Genomic DNA, 21,198 nt, shown 5'->3' on the forward strand with positions numbered 1-21,198 from the left:
ATCCGAAAAAAGTGCCTGTCGCCCCTGCTTTACAGCATGCGGACCAGGCACTAGAAACTAACAAAATTTCTAAACTAAATCTCTTGCCAAATTTATGCACTTCTAATATGATAATATTATAAGATTACGTACGTAATAGAGAGGAGTTATAATTATGGAAGCAAATTTTTCTTACTCTTTTCCTGCTCTTCGGGGGAAACAGGCAAATAGAGAATACTATGTTGTTATGTGTCCCTTAAGATTAATCCCTAGAATATTTTTATTTGATGAGGAAGAAATCCCACCTGAACATCGCTCACAACGGATATTAAACAAAAATAGAGTTCCGGAGATTACAAATTATATACTTGAGAATATTAAAGATTACGTGTTCTCTTCGCTTACAGCTTCAGTTGATGGTAAAATGGAATTTCAGCCTTATTCAGATGAAGAACATTTTAAAGATTTAGGAAAACTAGTAATCTCATTAGATTCTAAGTTTCTTATTAATGACGGTCAGCATCGCCGTGCTGCTATTGAAGAGGCATTAAAAATGGCACCTGAGCTCGGTAATGAAACTATCTCTGTTGTTTTTTACAACGATAAGGGCTTAAGAAAGTCACAACAAATGTTCGCTGATTTGAACCGTCATGCTGTTAATACTACATCTTCAATTGGTATTCTTTATGACCACCGAGATCAGATGGCAACTTTAACAAAAGAGGTAGTCAACGATATTCCATTATTAGAACGATACACTGATAAAGAGAGGGTTTCAATTTCTAAGTTATCGCCAAAGCTTTTCTCGTTAAATAATATTTTTAATACAAACTGCAAATTGCTGAATAAGAGAAAAGGCGAACTTATTTCTCAACAAGAAAAAGAGTTTATTATGGAATTTTGGCTATTAATATCTGAATCTATTACAGAATGGCAACAAGTCATTCGAAAAGAATTAACCCCTACTCAATTGAGATCTAACTATATAGTTGCTCATGGTGTTTTTTTAGAAGCAGTGGGTGTTGTTGGTTATTATTTATATCAAAATTATCCAACCAATTGGAAAGAATATATAAAAAAATTATCTAAGGTAGACTGGAACCGTTCAAACAAAAAAGATTGGATGGGACGAGCTTTTGGTTCAACTGGAAGGATTAACAAAAACAATCAAACGATTCAATTAACCGCTAATTTAATCAAACAAAAATTATCTCTTCCATTACTAGAGCATGAAATCGAAATGGAAGAAAAACTAAGGTCTGGTGATATTTAATGTCAACTAAGTTTATTAATGCAGAAATGATAGAGACAACTAAGAAACATATTCAAGATGTATATTTAATGGATGATCGTCCATGGGTAGTCGGATACAGTGGTGGAAAAGATTCCACTGTTGTGGTTCAACTTGTATTCGAAGCATTAAGAGAATTGAAATCGGAGCAACTAAAAAAGAAAGTATATGTCATTTCTTCTGATACTTTAGTTGAAACTCCGCTTATTATTTCCTCTATTAATACAACTTTAATGAGGATTCAAGATAAAGCATTGGAGATAGGTCTTCCAATCGAAACTCATAAAGTTCGTCCAGATGCTAGTAAGTCGTTTTGGGCTTCGTTGATCGGCAAAGGTTATCCATCACCACGGCAAAAGTTCCGCTGGTGTACAGACCGTTTAAAAATTGACCCTGCAAACAAGTTTATTTTAGATAAAGTGTCAAAGTTCGGCGAAGTCAATATGGTATTAGGTGTGCGCGATAATGAAAGTCAAACAAGAGATCAAGTCATGAAATCTCACACTATTGAAGGAAAAGTTTTAATGAGACACTCTTCCTTATCCAATGCTTTTGTATTTGCACCTATACGTCAATTTTCTGTCGATGACGTTTGGGATTACTTGTTAACATACCCTTCACCTTGGGGTAATGATAATCATGAGTTATTATCTTTGTATCAAAATTCAAACAGTGAATGTCCACTTATTGTAGACAAAGATATTAAAGAAAGTGCTGGATCTTGCGGAAACAGTAGATTTGGTTGCTGGGTATGTACAGTCGTTAAAAAAGATAAAGCATTAATTGGCTTTATCGAAAATGGTGAAGATTGGATGGTTCCATTACTGGAATTCAGAAATTGGCTTTCAGATATTCGAGATATACCTAAGTATCGACAAAAGCACAGAATGAATGGTCAAGTTTATATGTTACCTGTAAATTTAGAAGACATTGATGAAGAAGATAAATATACAATTATTGAAGAAGAAGAACTTTCTAATTATATAGAGAAAAATCAAATTAATCTAGCAACTGTCGAAGAACTTAACCTGTTAGTTAAAGATAAAGAAGGAAACCATAAAAAACTTGGCCTTGGTCCCTTCACTTTGAAAGCCCGCGAAGAAATATTAAGATTTCTATTAGAAACACAAATGAAAGTTCAAGAACAGCATCCAGATGATCCTGAATTCGAACTGATTAGAGAAGATGATTTACAAATGATTCGTAAATATTGGCTTACAGATGGTGATTGGGATGATCGAGTACCAAAGATTTATAAAGAGGTTACTGGTAAAGATCTTGATTGGGAATATAATGACCGTCCTCTTATTGAAGAAGAGCAACTGACAGATTTGGAAATATTATCACAAGATTATGGCCTCAACCTTCAACTTTTGAAAAAATTAATTTCTATTGAGAAAAAATACTCAGGCTACAAAGTTAGAAGAGGACTTCACCAAGATATAGAGAAGACATTAAAGCAAGATTGGTTGCATTTGTAATGAAAGGATTTAATTAATTATGAGACTTAATAAAGTAATTCTTAGTAATATTGGAGCATATCACGGACATTATGAAATAGACTTATCAATTGACAGTCCAAAAAGAAAATTAATTCTTTTTGGTGGGAAGAATGGCGCTGGGAAAACTACATTATTAGATTCCATTCGATTAGCTCTATTCGGTCCTTATACTTATGGTTTTCGCACAGAGAACGAACAATATTTCAACAAAATAAAACCTATGTTAAACAAGACCGCAGTTAATACTAATGAAAATTTATATCGAATTATTTTAGAATTTGATCGTGTAGAGGATTATCAAAGAAATTCTTACACCATTAAAAGAAGCTGGAGAATAGATAAAAATAAGATTAAAGAAACTTTCGAAGTTCTCAAAGATGGCATGCACCTTAATGAAAGAGAAAGTGAAATATTTCAATCAAGACTACGTGAAGAAACACCACCTCAATTATACGAGCTTTGTTTATTTGATGGAGAAGAAATTTCTAGAATAATTACAGATCAAAAATTATCAGATTATATTCGGAATTCTGCTAGAGTTTTATTTAGTTTAGACCTATTTGAAAATTTAGAGCAAGATATCAATCAATACATGAAACAAACCTCTGCTGAAGGAAAAAAATCTGAACATGAAAATGAGTTAGAGCAATTTGAAAAAGATTTAACTATTAAACAAAATGAATATAACAACCTCCATAATGAAAGATCTTCTCTTTACGATTCTATTGAAATGAAACAAAATGAAGTAGATCATTTAAAAAAGGAATTTGAAATTCATGGTGGTTTAGTAAAAGATGAACGGGACCAATTACTAAAAAAAATAAATGAAATAGAATACCGCAGAAAGATAAATAGTGAAAGTATTCGTTCGTTTATAACAGGACTCCTCCCTATCTATCTAGTAAGGAATTTATTGACAGATGTTCAACAGCAAATGATAAGTGAAAAAGAAATAGAAAGCTACGATTTTGTTTCAAAATCCGTAGATACAAATCAGTTAACTAATTTAGCTTCTAAACTTAAAGCCTCAGGTTTAAGTGCAGAAATAAATAACGAAAAGTCTTTGGAGCAACTTTTATTAGATGAATTTTTAACTGCTATTAAACCCGACGACAGTTCATTTATTCATCGAGCTTCATTTAATCAAAGAACAGAAATTGAAACAATCTTAAATGAGTTAAAAAAACTAGATAAACATAAGTACATTGACTTATACTCTGAAAATCAATCCCTTTTATCCAAACTAAAGAAACTAAAAAATCAAGTCGAAGATAATGATAAAAACCAAGATTTCAAAGAATTGTTTGATAAAATGCAAGAATTGAATCAACAAATAGAACAATCAAATGTAAAAGTCGATAAAATTGACCAGCAATTGATTAATTTAAATGAAGTTATTACAAAACTAAATACCGATCATGAACGCATAAAAACTAAGCTGATTGAATCTACAAAATCAGAGACTACCTTGTCTCTTTCTCTTAAAATTTCAGAAGTTAGTAAAAAATTTAGAAGTCTTCAATTAAAAAAGAAACTTCAACAAGTAGAATTTGAAGCGACAGATATGATTAATCAACTTTTTAGTAAGGAAAACTTTATCCACCAAGTGAAAATCGATTCTGAGACATTCGAAATTACTCTTCTTTCATCACAACAAGAAGAAATAGACCAGCATAAGATCTCTGCAGGAGAAAAAGAACTCCTACTTCTATCAGTAATTTGGGCAATGTTTAAAACCTCCGGTAGTCGCATGCCATTTATATTTGATACGTTATTAGGAAGGTTAGATAAAACACATAGAGAACGGTTATTAACCAAGTTAATTCCTAATTTCGGGGAACAAATCATAATACTCTCTACTGATTCTGAAATTGATAAAGAGCATTTTGAGTTAATTGAACCTATCCTATCAAAGACATATACCTTGAACTTTGATGAAGAAAATCAAAAAGTGCAAATTCAAAAAGGTAAATACTTCGATTTAAGTGAAACGGAGTGGAGCAAATGAACTTCAGACTAAAAACATCAAAGTATGCAGAAGAAAAACTTAAACAGCTTCAAGCAGCAACCGGAATTACACCAAATATTTTATCTCGAATTGCAGTTTCTTTATCTCTAAATGACCAAAGTGAAGTAACGGCCGATTCCGTCCCAAATGCAAATGGTCAAGAGTTTAATCGAAATACGCTAACTGGGGAATATGATTATGTATATAACACTCTCATAGCACAACATGCAAAGCGAGAAGTTAAAGATGAAGAATACTTTCCAGGATTATTTAATGCACATCTCGAACGAGGTATTCGCATGTTATCTAATGAATATCAATATGCTGGAAATTACGAAAAATTAATTACAAACTTAATTAAAGATCACTAATTGGAGTTGTTTTTATGATCTATTTGGATAATAGTGCAACAACAGCCATCGCACCTGAAGTGTTAGACGTTATGCTTCCATACTTAAAAGAAGAGTATGGTAACCCTTCAAGTAAATATTACAGTCTAGCTGAGAATGCCAAAAAAGCAGTTGCTGATGCTAGACAAAAAGTAGCTAATCTTATCGGTTGTGAAGAAGATGAAGTAATATTTACTAGTGGGGCTACAGAAAGTAACAATATGATTCTTAAGGGAGTGTCCGATTTCTATAGTAACAAAGGGAATCATATTATAACGTCTAAAGTCGAACACCCTTCAACCATAGAAACATGTAAATATCTAGAAACAAAGGGGTTCAAAGTAACGTATTTAGATGTTGACCAATATGGAAGAGTAAACATTGATGACCTTGAATCGTTACTTTCCTCAGATGATAAACCAATACTATTAAGTATTATTTGGGGTAATAATGAAATTGGATCATTAAATAACATAGAGTCTATTTCAAAACTTTGTCATGAATACAACGTCTTTTTCCATACAGATGCTACTCAAGTTATGGGAAAAGTAGATGTAAATATTGACTCTACTCCAGGTATTACTTTTTTATCTTGTTCAGCTCATAAAGTCCATGGACCTAAAGGTGTGGGGGCTTGTGTTATCCGTAAAAACAAGCTAGGGTTAAAAACGAAAATTACCCCCCTACTTCACGGTGGTGGGCAAGAAAATGATTATCGTAGCGGAACTCTAGCAGTTCATAATATAGTTGGGTTCGGTAAAGCTGCCGAGTTGGCTAAAGATAACCTTGAACAAAATAGTCATAGATTACACGACTTTGAAAGCCAAACTAAATCACTACTAATTGAGAAATTCGGCAATGATATTTATTTCAATAATGATGAAACCAATAAAATTCCAGGTTTGATTAGTTTACAACTTAGAAGTGTTAATAATGAACTTTTCATTCGAAAAGTTGCTGATCGTTTAGCAATATCTACTGGTTCTGCATGCAGTTCAACAAAGCCAAGCCACGTATTAGCGGCTATTGGTAAAGATATTAATGAAGTAAGAAGTACTTTAAGAATAACTTTATCGCAACAAGTAGATATGGAGCAACTATCTAAAATAATAAAAGACATATAAAAGAAATGGTCAACTGACCATTTCTTTTATTTTTAAATATTTATAAAACCTCTTAGGAAATTAAGCAGAACACAAAAGAATCACTATCAGTAAAATCAAAATACATTAAATAAAATTGTACGCTCAATTAATCTTACAGCTTATCCATCTACTTTTTTGATATTCATATTTAATAATCATTATTTTTAAAATAATCTTATAGTGATCTTTCAATATTTCTTGACCTACTTGTGCACTACTTCTTTTGTGGGAAGGAACATCCTCTGGCAATTTATTAACTATGCATCACCAGTTTTATTTAAGTATTCTTTTAAAGCTTCTTCAATAACTCTAGATTTGCTACTGTCGTTTTTTTCAGCATATATATCTAAGTTTTGATAAATAGATTCAGAGATGAAAATTGTACTCTTTATTTTTCTTGTATTCTCCTCTCTATCCTCTAACTCCTTCATAAACTTCCTAATCTTACCTATATCTTCAACTGATAAAGCCATCGATTCATTAATTGAATCATCTACTTTATTTAAATTATCTTCTTCTTTCTGCGTTACTTCATCAGATTCATTGTGCAGCACCGGTCTGTCTTTTTCCTCTTGATCAGAAGAAGGAGTTGGTAGTATCACCCCGTGTTTTCTTAACTGGTCATTTAGTGTATTGGAATTGATGCCATACTCTAAACTTGCATCTAAATAACTTATTTCTCCCTTGTTTATACGCTCTGCTACTTCTCTCAAAAGGCTTTCACGTGAAATTTCTGTCCACATTCCAAAGTAGGAATCATACCTGATATTCTCTTTATCTAGAATCCTTCTAATTTTAAACGCAGTCGTCTTATATTTCTTTGCCACTTTACTTACTGACTTGGTCAACTTTACCTCAGAAATAATCCGTGCTTCGTCCAACTGACTATTACTATCAGGTACTTCTTCCTTAACTTGTTTATTATCCTTAGTTTCCTCTTGAATGACTTCTTTGCTAACAATATCATTTTTTTTAGTTAAATTACGATTTTTATTGTCATAATGGTAACCTATCTCTTTCAATTTACTCTCTAAATTAATAACAAAAGAAGTGCGTTTTTTTCTATTTATAGCAAACTCTTTAGATAAGTCATAAAGAGTTATACCACTTTTAAGGTCTGCTACTATTTCATTAATTAATTCCTCCTCTTTTACGGTTGACCAATGATCGATAAAGGAATGGTAGATAAGATTGTATTCTGCGATTAGTTTAGATATTGTTTCTCTATCTAGCTTTAATCTATCAGTTAACTCTTGTTTGTCTTCCACTTCATTTAGTATAACTTTTAGTTCTGAAGCTGTTGGTATAAGAATTTTAGATTCATGTGGCTGAGCCGAAGTTTTATGAGTAGAAGCTGTTGAAGTGTAATGTTCATTTTTTTCGATTTTAGACTCATTCTCAATTAAATTTCGTTCTCGTTCTCGTTCACGTTCACTTGCATTTTCAGTCTCAGATTCACTTATAATTTCACTATCTTCTAATTCTGCTTGAATTTTATTTTTGGGCTTTTTCATATAATCGTCAATCAGTTTTATAATGTCCATAATTAACATCCCTCTTAATATAATAACTTAGTAATATCATTGAATTCTTTCTGAGAGGAATCTTTAATTCCTTCCATTTCTAATAAAAAATCATAAAGGTTGTCCGTGAAGTTTGAAGGAGAATCGTTGTAGACTTGCATTATTCTCTCTAATCCTCCTGCAGCATATTCTTCGAATATAGTGATTTTGTCATCAAACCTATCAGGATTTATAATATCAAGGTCTTTTGTATCTTTTATAGCTACCATATCTATAACGATTTCATCCGTATTCAGATTAAACACATTCCAAGAGATTCCTTCAGTTGAATTGTCAAAAGATTTTTTTCTTTTATAAAAGAATCCAATCAGACCTGCCAACATAAAAATATCTTTATAAGTTGAAAATATGCCGTATTCCTCTTTGTCTACTAGCATCGTATAATAAGCTTCTTGGTCTTTTGGCCTTCTAACTCTGCGCATCATTATTCACCTCAATTATTTGAGTATATTCATAAGGCTCACTATTTTCATGACGAGGATCATTATATTTTAAGATATATTCTTTTCCGACCTTTTTCTTAATTTCTGATTCTACCTCTCCACTCCACTGGGATGGGGATACAATTATAACTACTTGGTCAGCTAGTAAATGAATTCCTTCAGCTACCCTTCTTCTATGATCAGTATCAAGTGCTCCAAAAGGAGAATCCATTACTAGAGGATAGATTCCTCCTTCTTCTAAGAAGTTTTTATTTTCTTTGTTAAATTGTTCTCGTGTCAAATTAACAATAGCGCCTATAAAAGAAAGACTTGTTATTTGTCTTTCTCCTTGAGATAAACCAACTTCGTTTCCAGAAAGATTATTAACCCTTAAATTATAATCTTCTGTAAGATGTATTTTATAACCTTTTCTCAAGAAACTATTATATACCTCCGAAATTCTTTCTTGTAATTCAGTTCGTACAATAATCTCTCTTAACTTCAGAATTTCCTTCATAGCATCTTCAACTTCATAGCAGGTTTTTTCTCTCAACTGTGCTAACTGAGATTTTTCCTCAAAAGCTTCTGCCTTCTCACGATCTTTTTGTAATTGTTTTATCTTGTTATCTAAATCATTAATTTCTTTACTGGTGATAGACTTTCTTTCAATATAGTGATCTCTTTGCTTGTGCAATTCACTTTTCTTACTTAATAAACTATCGACCTCTTCAATATCTTTGTTAGAAATTTCATTACTAACCTCATTGTTTTCCTCTTTATACTTCCTTAAAAATGAAGCTAGTTCTAACTCGTCTCCTTTATAGGTCTTTAAACCATGAAAGAAATCCTGTCTTTCCGTGTTTACTAATGAGATATTAGATGAGAGATTCAATAAAATATTAGTTTGATTATTATGGTTTTTTAAATTATTTTCCAATGTTAATAAATGCTCATTTATTTGAGAGGTCCTATCAAACTTTGTTCCACATATACATTCTTGTCCATCTCTTATTTCACGAATAAACTCTTTGCTAATATTCGTAGAATAAGAATCCTGACCCTTCTCCTTTAAATATTTATCGATATCTTCTGCTAAGCTTGATGTAAAAGCCAAGTAACCTCTTTGACTTATTTTTTTATTTTGTTCTGAACGGTTATTTGTTATTTCTTCATTTATTTTTGATATTTTTGCTTTGTTTGTCTCAATTTTAATTTGTAAACTTCTAACTTCTTCAATAGACTTTAATCTTGATTCGAGTTCATTAATCTGGCTGTCTATTGCTAAAATATTCTTTTCATATTGTTTTACTCTTGCTTCTTCATTATGCTTTACTTCTTCTTTATTTTCTAACTCTTCTATTAAAGCGACAGTTTTTTGATCACCTGCTGTTTTTATTTCACTTCTAAAATGTCTTGCTGCTTTATTTGTATGGTCGATAGCACGTTCAATGATTTCCAAATTCATCATTCTTTTAATAGCCATCTGAATATCACTATTTGAGTCGTGTTTTGATAAATTGTCAATTCTCTCTCCATCAAAAAAGAAGTAAGATTTTAAATCGCTTGGTAATAAACGATCAATCTGTAACTGAGCATCATATTTGATTTCTGATTGCCCATTTTCCCTATACTCCATTGATAATTCTGGTGCATAGTAAATTACCTTATGTTCCGATTCTTTATGCGCTTTTACAGTTCTGGTGATGGAATATACTACTCCCTGCTTCTCCATTTGTATATTAACATGTGCTTGAACTGTATCCCCAACTGAAGACTCAGCAACATAGTGCTCATTTATGATATTTTTAGGATTCGGTAAATTTAATTCACCGTACAAGCACCAATTAAAAGCATGTAACAAAGCTGTCTTTCCTGAACCATTATCCCCATGAATGACGGTGACATTTTTAATGCTAGATTCAGCAAAGGAGATGTATTGTTTCTCATAAAACTGCCGAAAGTTAACTAAAGCTATTGATTTAATTAACATTTTTAACTCGCTCCTTTACTATATCGACGATATCTTTGACAATACTTGAACCTCTTAAGTCAACTCGATGTAATAAATCCTTCTCTTTATATAATACTTGTTGTAAAATGCTCACTTCTTCAGGTTTCAATTTTTTTAAAATAGCTACAATCTCATCTTTCTCTTCCTCATTCATAAGTAAAAACCTCCATTTATACTTTATATGTCTAATAGGTTATAATCTTTAATAATCGGCAAGAAATCTTCATAAGCTTCTGGTCCATTAATCGCTAATTTACTAAACTCCACAAATCTCTCTAGTTCTTTTTTAACCAGTTTTCTTTCAACATTAAATAAATCTGAATCAATTAATTGAATATCTTTTATATTTCTCGGTAAAACAATAAAATCAAAAATTTTCGCATAATTCTTACCTGGATACTTTCTTAAAACTCTTCCTCTTCGTTGAATAAACTCTTTAGGATTAGTACTACTAGACATAATATAAGCATTTTTTATTGCTGGAATATTAACTCCTTCATCTAGGCATTTTATTGCAACCAAGGCTTCTAAATCTTCATTTTGAAAACGCTTTATTAATTCTTTCCTCTCTTTTCCCGATTCCCTAGAAGTAAACGAATGTACTTTTACATTTAGTTCACTACTTAACATTTTAATAGTACGTTCAATAAACCTTTCTCCATCCATTTCGCCACTTCCACAATATACAATCGTGTTCTTAACTTTTTCTTTTCGCTGATGATTATAAATAAGTTGCCTAAGGGTTTGAATTTTATTACTGGCATTTGCACTAATACGAGCTCTTTTTATTAGTAAATGTTTTAAAGATTCTTCTTCGTCTTTCGTTTGGTCTTTCTTATAGTAGAATTTCGATATTTTTTTTGTGATACTATAATATTTTTCAGATTCTTCATTTGTTAAATATACAATATGAGGATAATAATAATACTCCGTTAAAAAATCTCCAATTGCTTCTTCTAAAGGTAATTTATATGTAATTCCGTTAAAGTAATGAAGTAACTCATTAGTTCCTTTTTCATCCTGATGTCTTACTGGTGTAGCTGTTAATCCAATCTTATAATCAACATATTTCAAAAGTCGTTTTCTACATTCTTCCGATCCTAAATAATGAGCCTCATCTGCAATAAAAAGAACATCGCTACCTAACTTATTTAATAATTCTTGTAAGGTGTCACCTATAAAAGAAGCATTTGTAGTAATTAAACAAAAATGATTAATGACTTTAGAATTAAAAGCCGAAATTGTCGTACGCAATTCACTTTCCCACATATTTCTTGAACCGTAACAAGTAATTGGATTAATGTTAAAATCATGAATATCTTTTTTCCATTGGTCTGCTAAATGAATAAAAGGGCAAACAATAATCACAGCCAATCGCTTTTTCAAAGTCCAAAGTTCAGTCAGACAATATAATGATGTAATCGTTTTCCCAGTACCTGTCGCCATTTCAAAAATTCCACTAAAACTATTATTTTTCCATTTTATAAAAGCATCTTTTTGATAATTTCTAAGTTCTAGGTAATCTGGTATAATTGGACAAGGAAAGACAGCATTCTCAATATTTCGTTCATCACTATGCATCAAATCACCTACACTGATTTTAGTATAAGTGTATCATAATTTCTTTTCTTTTTACCTTAAATTGTTAAATAAATTATCACTAAGGAGCGTATGCCTCGTGAAAGAAATTAAACGAAAAGAACTAGAGCTATTAAATAAAGTATGTGCTGAGCATAAAGTTTCTCCTGATGTTTTAACCAGATTACTTACAACTGCTGATGAATTAGCATATGAAAATAACACCCCCGCCACTAGAAGAAAAAAATTAATGGCTGATATTGTCTATTTCTCTAAGATTGCTAAGAGGTGAATAAATTATGTTCTTAAAAAAATTAAAACTAGATAATTACAAAACGTATTATGGTACGCAAGAACTTAACCTAAACATTCCTTTAACAACTAGAAATGAGAGCGAAAAAAATATTATTCTAATTGGTGGATTAAATGGTGCTGGTAAGACAACGATTCTTAAAGCGATCGTATATGTTCTATTTGGTAAACGTGGGATTTCAGAGCAGGAATATAAAAAACAATTTTCTAACGTTATCAATAATAACTTCTATGAAGAAGGCGGAAGAGATTGTTCCATTTCTTTAACTATTGAAACGGATAAAGGAGAAGAATGGGAGTTAAAAGTATCTTGGAGTTTTGATAATTACAAGCGAGTTCTTAATGAAAATCGGGAAATTACTGTATACAAGCCGGGTTCAACTTATGGTCGGCATACAAACATAGATAATATGCAAGCTTTTGATCGCTTTATTGACAAAGTGATCCCTTATCATGCCGCTCCTTTTTTCATTTTTGACGGTGAGGAAATAAAAGATATAATCTTAAGGCAAAACAGTAAAGAAATGAAAGAATCTATTCATAAAATCACCGGTATGGATACTTACAATTTATTAATAGATGATTTAAAAGCTATAAGTAAAAAATTGGAAGATGATATGTCAAAGTTAACAAACAGTAAAGATATCGATAAATATCAAGTTAATATTACCAAAATAGATGAACAATTAACCGGAGACAAAGACAAGCTGAAAAAAATATTTGAACAATATAATCAATTAAATACTAATTATAAAGAATTGCAACAGAAAAGAACAGAAAAGCTAACACAAAACATGCATTCCAGAGAGCGATACATTAAGAAAGTGGAACAAAAACAAGCATCATTAAATCAGTTAAGAAAAGAAAAAGATTTATTTATTGAAGAACATTTATTAAAGGTCATTCTTTCTAAAAAAATCATAAAATTACAGAAGAGAGTTGAATCTGAAAAAAATTCTCGTAACAAGCTCTTGAGAGTTGAGGCATCCTTGAAACCTTATCATGATTTTATGAATAAACTTATAGAAAAAAATATTGATCCTCCACTTACAGATGACCAACTTATAAAAGTACGTCAACTTGGTGAAGATATTTGGTTAAAAGACCAGAATCTAAAAAAACAAAAAGTTGAAGAACTGCATGATTTATCTCCAAAAGAGTTGAGCTGGATTCAATCCCTTAAAGCTCCTTCAATAAAAAAATATAAAAGCACGGTTCATAAGATTGCTCAACTAGAGTATGAATTAAAGGAAGTAGAGAAAGAATTAGAAAATGCTCCTGATACCTTGGACGTGTCTGAAGAGAATAAAAAAATAGAAGACGTAACAGGAAGTATTAAAGAAAATGAACTAAGACAAAAAGCCCTTAAAAAACGTGTGTTGAAATTTGAAGATGATAAGACTAAGTTAAAAAACCAGATTACACGTATGACTGAAAAAGTTGAAGGACTTGAAGATGTACATGAAAAATACAATAATATAACAGGAATTATTAATGCTACTGAAGACTTTGTTAATCGAAGTACGTCAATGAAAGCACATTATATTAGAGATCAATTTTCTTATATGCTTAACAAGCTTTTTAGAAAACAAAATGAGTTTGGTAAAGTTGATTTCGACTTGGATTCTTATACAGTTCGAATATATAACGATAAAAATCAGGAAATTAGCGTTCAAGAGCGGTCAGCTGGCGAAATGCAAATGATCTCTTCTGCATTAATTTGGGCTCTGACTAAAGCGTCTGATTTGGAGCTTCCAGTGGTCATAGATACTCCACTTGGCCGTTTGGATAGTTACCATCGTAAACACTTAATCGAACATTACTATAAGTTTTTAAGTAAACAAGTAATTATATTATCAACAGATACTGAGGTTACAAAAGAGTATGTAGATTTAATGAAAGACAATTCTTATAAACAGTATATGCTCGATTACGATGAAGAGAAAAATTATACCATTATCCGTGATCAATATTTTGATTTCATAAATGTATAGAGGTGAGCTAAATAATGTCTAATAAAAAAATGTATATTTCTATATCTTCAAAGAAAATACTAGATTCTTTATGTGATCACCTGGAATGTGAGAGGCCTTATGGATTAAAAATTGCCTTAGCAAAAGGGATTGCTAATTATGAGGGACAACAAGTTAATCTTAGTAGTATTTCGGGCGAAAAATGGACTATACCTGATAATATTATTAAAGGCGAAGATTTCCTTCTATTTAAACAATTGATTATAAATGAGACAAATACCACTTTTGAAGATTCTGGTCTTGAAAAGACTATGGCTCACTTTATTGAACTAGGTTTAGGAGTAATCGAAGATGAAATTAATAACCTTTCAGCACTTGAAGATTACAAAACAACTTTGATAAAAGAATAATAATAAATAAGCTAGGCATCATGCCTAGCTTATATTATTATATTCTCTTGTTTATCGCAGTAATATTTACTACTTGTGCAATTGGTTCAGTTAACTTACCATTATGCAAAATTGGACCATGTACTATACATTGACCTTTTCTTAGTGAAGAAAGTTTTTGTTCCCAATATTTTTTGTCTTCTTTTTCTTTGGATAAGCTGTTCGCGATTCCACTTATTTCTTGTTCTGGTGGTGAAAAATAAACTTTTTGTGATGAATTTTGTAAACGTGCTAATTCGTCACCATCTAATTGTGATTTTAAGAACTGCGTTGCATACCAACCTGACCAACCAAATTTTCTTCCTTCAGTTAATATCCTTGCTGATGGAGAGTGTTCACGATGATCAAGATTTTGAGCTTCATCTAAAACCACGGGTATTGGAATATGTTTATTACCTTTTCGGACAGAATGATTCCAAAGGTCCCATAATATAAATTCGGTAATCATCAACTGAACATCTCTTGGATATGCCGTTAGTTGTATGATGTTAACAGTCCCATTACTATTTATTATTTTTTCCCAATCCACTTCTTCTTGTGAACTAGTAAAGGGGTTCCTATCTATTAAGTTTCTTATTTGAGATAGTGTTTTTTTTGCGTAAGAAGTATCAAGTTCTTCTAATTCGTTCTTTAATTGAGATAAAGTCATTTGGTCACTGTATTTTAAAACGCCTTGTTGAGTTGCTTCATATATTGCGTTTAATTGTTGTATCCCCAACGATGGGTAAACAGCACCAAATACACTTTTGATACGTTCAGCAATATCTGTCTCATTTTCCTCAATCTCTATTCCACCTATATTACGGACATTTCGCTTGAATGGATTTATTGGGAACTTCTCATTATAAACGATCGTTTGCTTTAATCTATCTTCTCCCAATGTTTCTACGAACTCTTCCTCTAATTGGTTAGGTAAAAAGCCTTCCGTATAATCAATAATGATACTAGAAATCCCTTGAAGTGCTTGTTCAAGTAACAAACATTGCATAAAGTAAGTTTTTCCTTGACCTGATTTTCCTGAGATCAATAAATGCCTGTTCGCTAGCTCCTTGTTACCATACTCCCAATAAATATGCTGGTTAGACTTATCAGCTTCTCCGATCAAAATGCGAACATCTTCTAACTGAGAAGGTTCATTAGGGTTATCATTAGTCTTCGTTCCAACATTTAGGCTTCCACTAACTATAGATGGCTTCTCTCCTTCTATATCTTCACTTTCTGGATTGCCTTCTTGAACTTGTTCTTCTCGTTCTTCATTTATAGTTGATTGGTAATTATTTTGAATTAACGACTCTGTTGGAAAATCTGTTTTGCCTTCTTTTACTTTATCCGCTAAAGATTGAACGGACTCAATGATGCCTCGAGAACCATCCGCTTCATTTAAGTACAAGGTTGTGACTTCTTCATCATAATCAACACCACCGACATATCTATCGGTTTCAAATGACATAATAGCTCCTTTTCCTATTAAAGGAACGAGGTATTCTGAGACTGAAAAGTTGTCGCTAAGCAATTTATACCTTGTTTCATCAGCTAATTCGTATTTTTTTTCTGGCCAGAAATCACTTTGGGCCAACTTATTAAAGTTAGCAATAAATAGTTGCACAAAGAATTGTCTATAAAATTGATGGGTAAAATTGATGTTTCCTTCATCATCATATTTTGTCAAATAGTCAGTAAATAGTTTCTTTGTTTGTCGTAATTGAGCTTTCGCTTTTTCAATAACAGGCGAATTATTTTTGCCGATCTTTACTTCTACGGGATAGAAGTGAAGAAGTAGTTCTTCGTCTCTTGACTCTAAACCAATTAACAACAAGTCATCACTATGAGAACCACTTACACCTAAGTTTTTAGCAGTGAATACCCCATCTTTTTTCGTTAATCCTACCGCGCCTGCAACTCTTAAAATTTCTTCTAAAGAAATTGGTACCCATACAATATTTTTATGATCAAAGTAACTTAACGTGTACTTAATTGCTGATAAAATACTCAATTTTTCACGGTCATAATGACCTTTACTTCCTATAATTCTTAATAACCATTCTCCATTAAAAGCATTGAAAGATTTGATTGTTTGTGTCACATCTTCATCACTGACGGATATACCCTTCCCCTTTAAATATTGTTTAATTACATTATTATATTGCTTTGATTTATCTGTAACTGTAATAGCATCATAACGACTTGAAGAGGTGTATTGATCACTATAATGAATAACTACTAAGTTTCGATCATAGGATTGGAAGTATTCTAAGTCAACAGTAGGATCTACAAAAGTAACCCAATAAGATGAACGGAAGATTTTATTTAGCGTTTCTTCATCATCTGTAGTAGTACGGGACATTATTGCCACTCCAGGTCTGTATGCATCACTACCTTTGTTTCTCACGTTAGCCGCTAATTCATTTACTGAATAAACTACCTGTAGCAATGTATCCTCAGGTTTCATTTCATAAGCTCTCACACCAAAGCCACTTCGGTAGGAATCATCACTCTTCATTGCAGGTACGGAAGATAAGATACCATCTAAACTAACTCCTGAGAGCATGTCTTCCATAGGTTGCATCGTAAAATTTTCTTGACTCATCATTTTATAAAAAGACAAATGTGCATATTCAAGTGTTTCATCAGTAGTGTGTTTAAAATAGAATAGTGTTTGTCTAATAAACCTTAATATATCATTAGGGTCATACTTCTTAGAACTAAGCTTTACATTAAACAGTTGATATACTTCATCAGGGTCTTTTAATTTGGAGAATTGATCGAATACACTATCTTGTTTATCTTTAAAATATAGTGAAACTTCAATCGGATTTAAAGAATCAGGTCCTTTCTTATCGATTCTTGTAACAATCCATTTTAAAATTCCTCGTAATACTTCTAAGTCATTACTAATATTTATGACATTTACTTTAACTGAAGCTTTTGCACCTTCTACGAACAAATAAGTAAAATGCTCTTCAAATTGCTTTAATTTATCTTCAACCACTTTTGCTAAATAATTAGAAGCATCAGAAACAGAAACTTCATTAACTGGCTTGAACTTTATCCATTCTTTAAGAGGAATATCTGAATCAGGCCTGTACCTTTCGTCATTTTCATCGTAAATGAAAGGAAGTAGAGTACTTGGGCTTAATCTCTCTAAAATACTTTGGTCTATTTCGTTATTTTTCAGACGTTCATTTACTTTCAGTTGATATGAAATAACTAAAGGATGGAAAGGGGTTAGATAAATCCCTTGTACGTCTTTTTGAGTTCCAAGTCTCATTAAATCTATTCGTTCCTGAGATCTAGAACTATTTCTAATTTTTTTTATCTCTTTGATATATTGAAAGATATAATCTTTTGCACGCTTTTCATATTCCTCACTTACAAAACATAAAGAAGGTGTTGACTTGTGTATCTTAAAATAAGTTAGAAATCGACTATAAGCTTCTCTTAAGTCTTCATGGATCTTCAGTTCCTCTTCATACAGTTTATCCGCTTCAACTCTTGAAGCGAAAAAACCATTTTTGATCCACTCTAGTTCCCATTGCAAAAATTGATTATATTCAGAATGGGTATAAAATTCTCGGTTTCCGATTACTAACCTATTGTTTGAATAAATGAAGTTTTGTTGCATCTCTCTTTTTAAACGCCAAATTCTTAAAGCTCTTATTGGTGTTGTTTCAGGCAACTGATTCTTTAATAAAAGATTAAGAGTAGCTTTGTTAATTTGAAGTTTAATGTTCAAAAGATCTTGTTCATCAAATGCATCACTTTGTGGTATTAATAAGACACCTTCATCTTCTTCAACAGTTATTAATTGATTGTCCTTAATAACGTCAATCGAATTTGTGTTTTTCCCTGCACCAATTTTTAACTCTTCTATTTCAGAATTTAGCTCTATGAAATTTTTTGCAACATTAACAGTGTAGCGAGTTTCTATATCATATAAATATTTCTCACTAAAAGGAACTATGACAATATGAAATTCTGCACCTAGAGCGGCTCTTTTTTCATGCTTATAATTGACTCTAATAAAAGTAACATCATCTGCTTTAGGTTTTAATTTTAAATTTATATTCTTTCTTCCCATATCATATTCAATATAAGCTTTAGAGTAATTTGGAATTGTAATGAACTCGTCCGAAAGATTTTTAATTGTGTTACCTGAGACTTCAAATTTAGCTTGTACATGGATTGAATCCTTGTTTTCATCATTAAAAATAATGATTTGTCTTTTTCTTTGACCCGCTGAATTTTCTTTTTGCGGACGTTCCCAGTATTTAAAATTAGGTATTTTTATTTCTTGCAGTTTTACTTTTGCATCTTTGTTTTCCTTTTCTTTCTCTTCGGCAGCATTATAAACAACTGAAAAAGAAGTATCTATCCAATTGTCTTGTTTCAGAAATTGAACTCCCTTATTACTGAATTTCTTTTCAAGATCTTCTTCGACTGCACCAAAATCATGAATTCTCTGAACTTGTTCAAATAATTCATAGTTAGATTTTAATCGTTCCGTTAGTTCTTTTCCGGTTTTATTTTGTAAATCATGATCTTTAAATAAACCAAACCGTTTATAATCTTCATCTTCAAGCGATCCTTTTGTAAGAGTTCTAAAGATTTCCTGGAAATCTAAAAGTGAAACTTGTTGCACAAACTGATCTTCCATTAAACGTTTTAAGTTTTCTAAAAGTATCGTTTGATCTACTTTTCTTAACACGCTATTTTCAATATCATTTTTTAAATAATCATTAAGAGATTGAGAATGCAACGGCATACCTTCTTTTTGCAGATCACTACTTCCACCTTGGATACTATCTAATTGTTCAGATACTATGCTTAACAACGCGGTATTTTCCCAAACACCTAATTGATCGCCTACTTGGTTTCTTAAGGTTACTAAGAAGTCTGGGGTTACTCCTTCAGAAGTAGATGCGACAACCAACTTCACTTGATCAATGTTAATAGCAAATGTTTGGTAAGTTGTACCTGTCTCATGTTTGTACTCGAAGTTCTCTACGCTATTTAGTTGTTCAAGTTCATTAATCAGTCCTTCTACTTCCCTTTTACTATCTAATTGCACATAAAAGCGATCACCTGGATTAATTTGACCTTGGAACCTTCTCACTAACATTTCACTAATATATTTAAAGAATGGGTTTGACATACTGAGCATCACCACTATCACTTTTCTTTTCGATAATATTAAGACTATCTAACAAATCAACCACTTCTTTCTGCGAATATCTATCCAATTTAATACCTCTTTTTTCAAATTCAACAAATAATTCTTTCAAGGCAATACGAGGTCTATTTTTAACAGCTAGAGCTGTCAGCATTAGTAAGAAATCTTGCGTTATATTTAGTGTATGACCTAAACTACCACGAGCTTTTAAAAACTTTCCAAACGCTGCATCCTCCACTAATTTACCATAATTCTTACAAACTTCAGAGCTCATTCCTTCTTTTAATGAGTTATAGAGATTTTTAATAGCACTTTTTATAGATGTCGAATTCTGGGGTGACTCAAAATTCATTTTTGAGGCATACTTAGTCAGCCACTCGTTTAAGTCATCTAAAAATTCTGCCTTCTCATTATCCGATGCTTCATTTTCTAACTTTTTACTCAAGTCATTATATGTCATGAATGTATTTCCTTCATTATTTAACCAATTATGACTTAATTGAGACTGTGTGTGTACATGAACAAATACATAAGGTGCACGATCTCTCAATCCTTTAAAACTGTAAACATCATTAAATGCTTTCCTTCTTTTATTCAGTGACTCCCAATCCAATGAATAATATAGAGGGTTTACATGAGAATAGTTACCGTCTGTAAACATTGCAAATTTAAATGTAAGTTGTGATACATATAAGAAATAATAGTGATGCAAGAATAGTTCAAAATGCTCTAAAAAGAAATCCCTACGAGAACTTAAGAAGAAGAAATCATCAATAAACATTTCTGTAGCACTGGGTAGCAAACTTTGATAATCATTTTTACCCTTAGGCTTGGTATCATCTTCTAACTCATCTAAATGATGTAGAATCATAGATACTAGTAAATCTTCATCATTCTTCTTATTAAATACATCTGCGACTTTTGTAGGTTGGTCTATAACAAGAACATCCTTCAAGAAATGGGCTACCCTTTTTTCTAGATTTCCTCTTTTACCTTTTGACAAAGGGTAATACAAAAATATATGAGGATGAATAGCTTGTACATCTTTCTCATTATTAAATAATAACGTACTCAATAGTCTTTCTAAATCGTAACGATCATCTTCATTATCAGAAGTAACATCTGCTGTCATTCTCTCAATTATTGTTTTCTCTTGTATATCATAAGTTGCGCTTGTTTCATGTAGATGCAGAGGATCTTGATCGTTCTCTAAAGTTTGACTACAAACTTGTCTTGAAAACTCACCTAAAACAGTTCTAACTTCACCTTGAAGTCTAGCTTTAACATCTTTTGTAACAAAAGGTAGAACACCCCTTATATTCCCTGTTTTATGCTGATGAGTTATCAGTTTATCTAGAGTTTCTACGTCTAATTTTTTATGCATAA

Annotated in this window: 15 protein-coding genes; 8 read left to right on the plus strand and 7 right to left on the minus strand. The window is 31.6% G+C overall.

From position 1 onward, the window contains the following. Positions 1 to 154: 154 nt before the first annotated feature. From dndB to QDN89_RS19345, 5 genes are read left to right on the plus strand one after another with little or no spacing between them, the layout of a single operon-like run. On the plus strand, positions 155 to 1,252 hold the full coding sequence (dndB, locus tag QDN89_RS19325) for a DNA sulfur modification protein DndB (protein ID WP_280771813.1): 1,098 nt from the start codon (positions 155 to 157) through the stop codon (positions 1,250 to 1,252). After that, positions 1,252 to 2,751, plus strand: a complete 1,500-nt coding sequence (gene dndC / locus QDN89_RS19330) for a DNA phosphorothioation system sulfurtransferase DndC (RefSeq protein WP_280771814.1) — start codon at positions 1,252 to 1,254, stop codon at positions 2,749 to 2,751. Before dndB ends, dndC begins: the two co-directional genes overlap by 1 nt. 19 nt (positions 2,752 to 2,770) lie before the next feature. Then, on the plus strand, positions 2,771 to 4,780 hold the full coding sequence (dndD, locus tag QDN89_RS19335) for a DNA sulfur modification protein DndD (RefSeq protein WP_280771815.1): 2,010 nt from the start codon (positions 2,771 to 2,773) through the stop codon (positions 4,778 to 4,780). Next, positions 4,777 to 5,151, plus strand: coding sequence for a DNA sulfur modification protein DndE (gene dndE, locus QDN89_RS19340; protein WP_280771816.1), 375 nt, complete (start codon positions 4,777 to 4,779; stop codon positions 5,149 to 5,151). The genes dndD (QDN89_RS19335) and dndE overlap by 4 nt, the downstream gene beginning before the upstream one ends. A 14-nt stretch (positions 5,152 to 5,165) precedes the next feature. Beyond that, on the plus strand, positions 5,166 to 6,293 hold the full coding sequence (locus QDN89_RS19345) for a cysteine desulfurase family protein (RefSeq protein WP_280771817.1): 1,128 nt from the start codon (positions 5,166 to 5,168) through the stop codon (positions 6,291 to 6,293). Positions 6,294 to 6,571: 278 nt separating this feature from the next. Here the strand turns inward: QDN89_RS19345 and QDN89_RS19350 are convergent, their stop codons facing one another. From QDN89_RS19350 to QDN89_RS19370, 5 genes are read right to left on the minus strand one after another with little or no spacing between them, the layout of a single operon-like run. Then, positions 6,572 to 7,858 carry a hypothetical protein gene (locus QDN89_RS19350; RefSeq protein WP_280771818.1) on the minus strand — a complete coding sequence of 429 codons (1,287 nt, stop codon included), beginning with the start codon at positions 7,856 to 7,858 and terminating at the stop codon, positions 6,572 to 6,574. Positions 7,859 to 7,872: 14 nt separating this feature from the next. Continuing rightward, a complete protein-coding gene (locus QDN89_RS19355) occupies positions 7,873 to 8,319 on the minus strand; it encodes a DNA phosphorothioation-associated protein 4 (RefSeq protein ID WP_280771819.1) in 447 nt (148 codons plus the stop codon). Beyond that, a complete protein-coding gene (locus QDN89_RS19360) occupies positions 8,306 to 10,309 on the minus strand; it encodes an AAA family ATPase (RefSeq protein WP_280771820.1) in 2,004 nt (667 codons plus the stop codon). Before QDN89_RS19360 ends, QDN89_RS19355 begins: the two co-directional genes overlap by 14 nt. Continuing rightward, complete coding sequence (locus QDN89_RS19365; protein WP_280771821.1) at positions 10,299 to 10,484, minus strand: hypothetical protein; 186 nt, start codon at positions 10,482 to 10,484, stop codon at positions 10,299 to 10,301. The genes QDN89_RS19360 and QDN89_RS19365 overlap by 11 nt, the downstream gene beginning before the upstream one ends. 23 nt (positions 10,485 to 10,507) lie before the next feature. Beyond that, positions 10,508 to 11,911 carry a DEAD/DEAH box helicase family protein gene (locus QDN89_RS19370; protein WP_280771822.1) on the minus strand — a complete coding sequence of 468 codons (1,404 nt, stop codon included), beginning with the start codon at positions 11,909 to 11,911 and terminating at the stop codon, positions 10,508 to 10,510. 97 nt (positions 11,912 to 12,008) lie between these two features. On the opposite strand from QDN89_RS19370, the gene QDN89_RS19375 reads away from it, so the two are divergent. Genes QDN89_RS19375 through QDN89_RS19385 form a run of 3 tightly spaced genes read left to right on the plus strand, consistent with a single transcriptional unit; the run spans position 12,009 to position 14,603 of the window. Beyond that, positions 12,009 to 12,200: a DNA modification system-associated small protein gene (locus QDN89_RS19375; protein ID WP_280771823.1), complete on the plus strand. Its 192-nt coding sequence runs from the start codon at positions 12,009 to 12,011 to the stop codon at positions 12,198 to 12,200. Between the two features lie 7 nt (positions 12,201 to 12,207). Further along, a complete protein-coding gene (dndD, locus tag QDN89_RS19380; protein WP_280771824.1) occupies positions 12,208 to 14,214 on the plus strand; it encodes a DNA sulfur modification protein DndD in 2,007 nt (668 codons plus the stop codon). 14 nt (positions 14,215 to 14,228) lie between these two features. Next, entirely contained in the window at positions 14,229 to 14,603 is a 375-nt protein-coding gene (locus QDN89_RS19385) for a hypothetical protein (protein WP_280771825.1), read from the plus strand. Between the two features lie 37 nt (positions 14,604 to 14,640). Here the strand turns inward: QDN89_RS19385 and dptH are convergent, their stop codons facing one another. Both dptH and dptG read right to left on the minus strand, forming a co-directional pair. Next, positions 14,641 to 19,794 carry a DNA phosphorothioation-dependent restriction protein DptH gene (gene dptH, locus QDN89_RS19390; protein WP_280771826.1) on the minus strand — a complete coding sequence of 1,718 codons (5,154 nt, stop codon included), beginning with the start codon at positions 19,792 to 19,794 and terminating at the stop codon, positions 14,641 to 14,643. Next, positions 19,775 to 21,196, minus strand: coding sequence for a DNA phosphorothioation-dependent restriction protein DptG (gene dptG / locus QDN89_RS19395; protein ID WP_280771827.1), 1,422 nt, complete (start codon positions 21,194 to 21,196; stop codon positions 19,775 to 19,777). The genes dptH and dptG overlap by 20 nt, the downstream gene beginning before the upstream one ends. Positions 21,197 to 21,198 lie beyond the last annotated feature (2 nt).

Source organism: Salipaludibacillus daqingensis (genome assembly GCF_029891575.1).
Classification (GTDB): domain Bacteria; phylum Bacillota; class Bacilli; order Bacillales; family Salisediminibacteriaceae; genus Salipaludibacillus; species Salipaludibacillus daqingensis.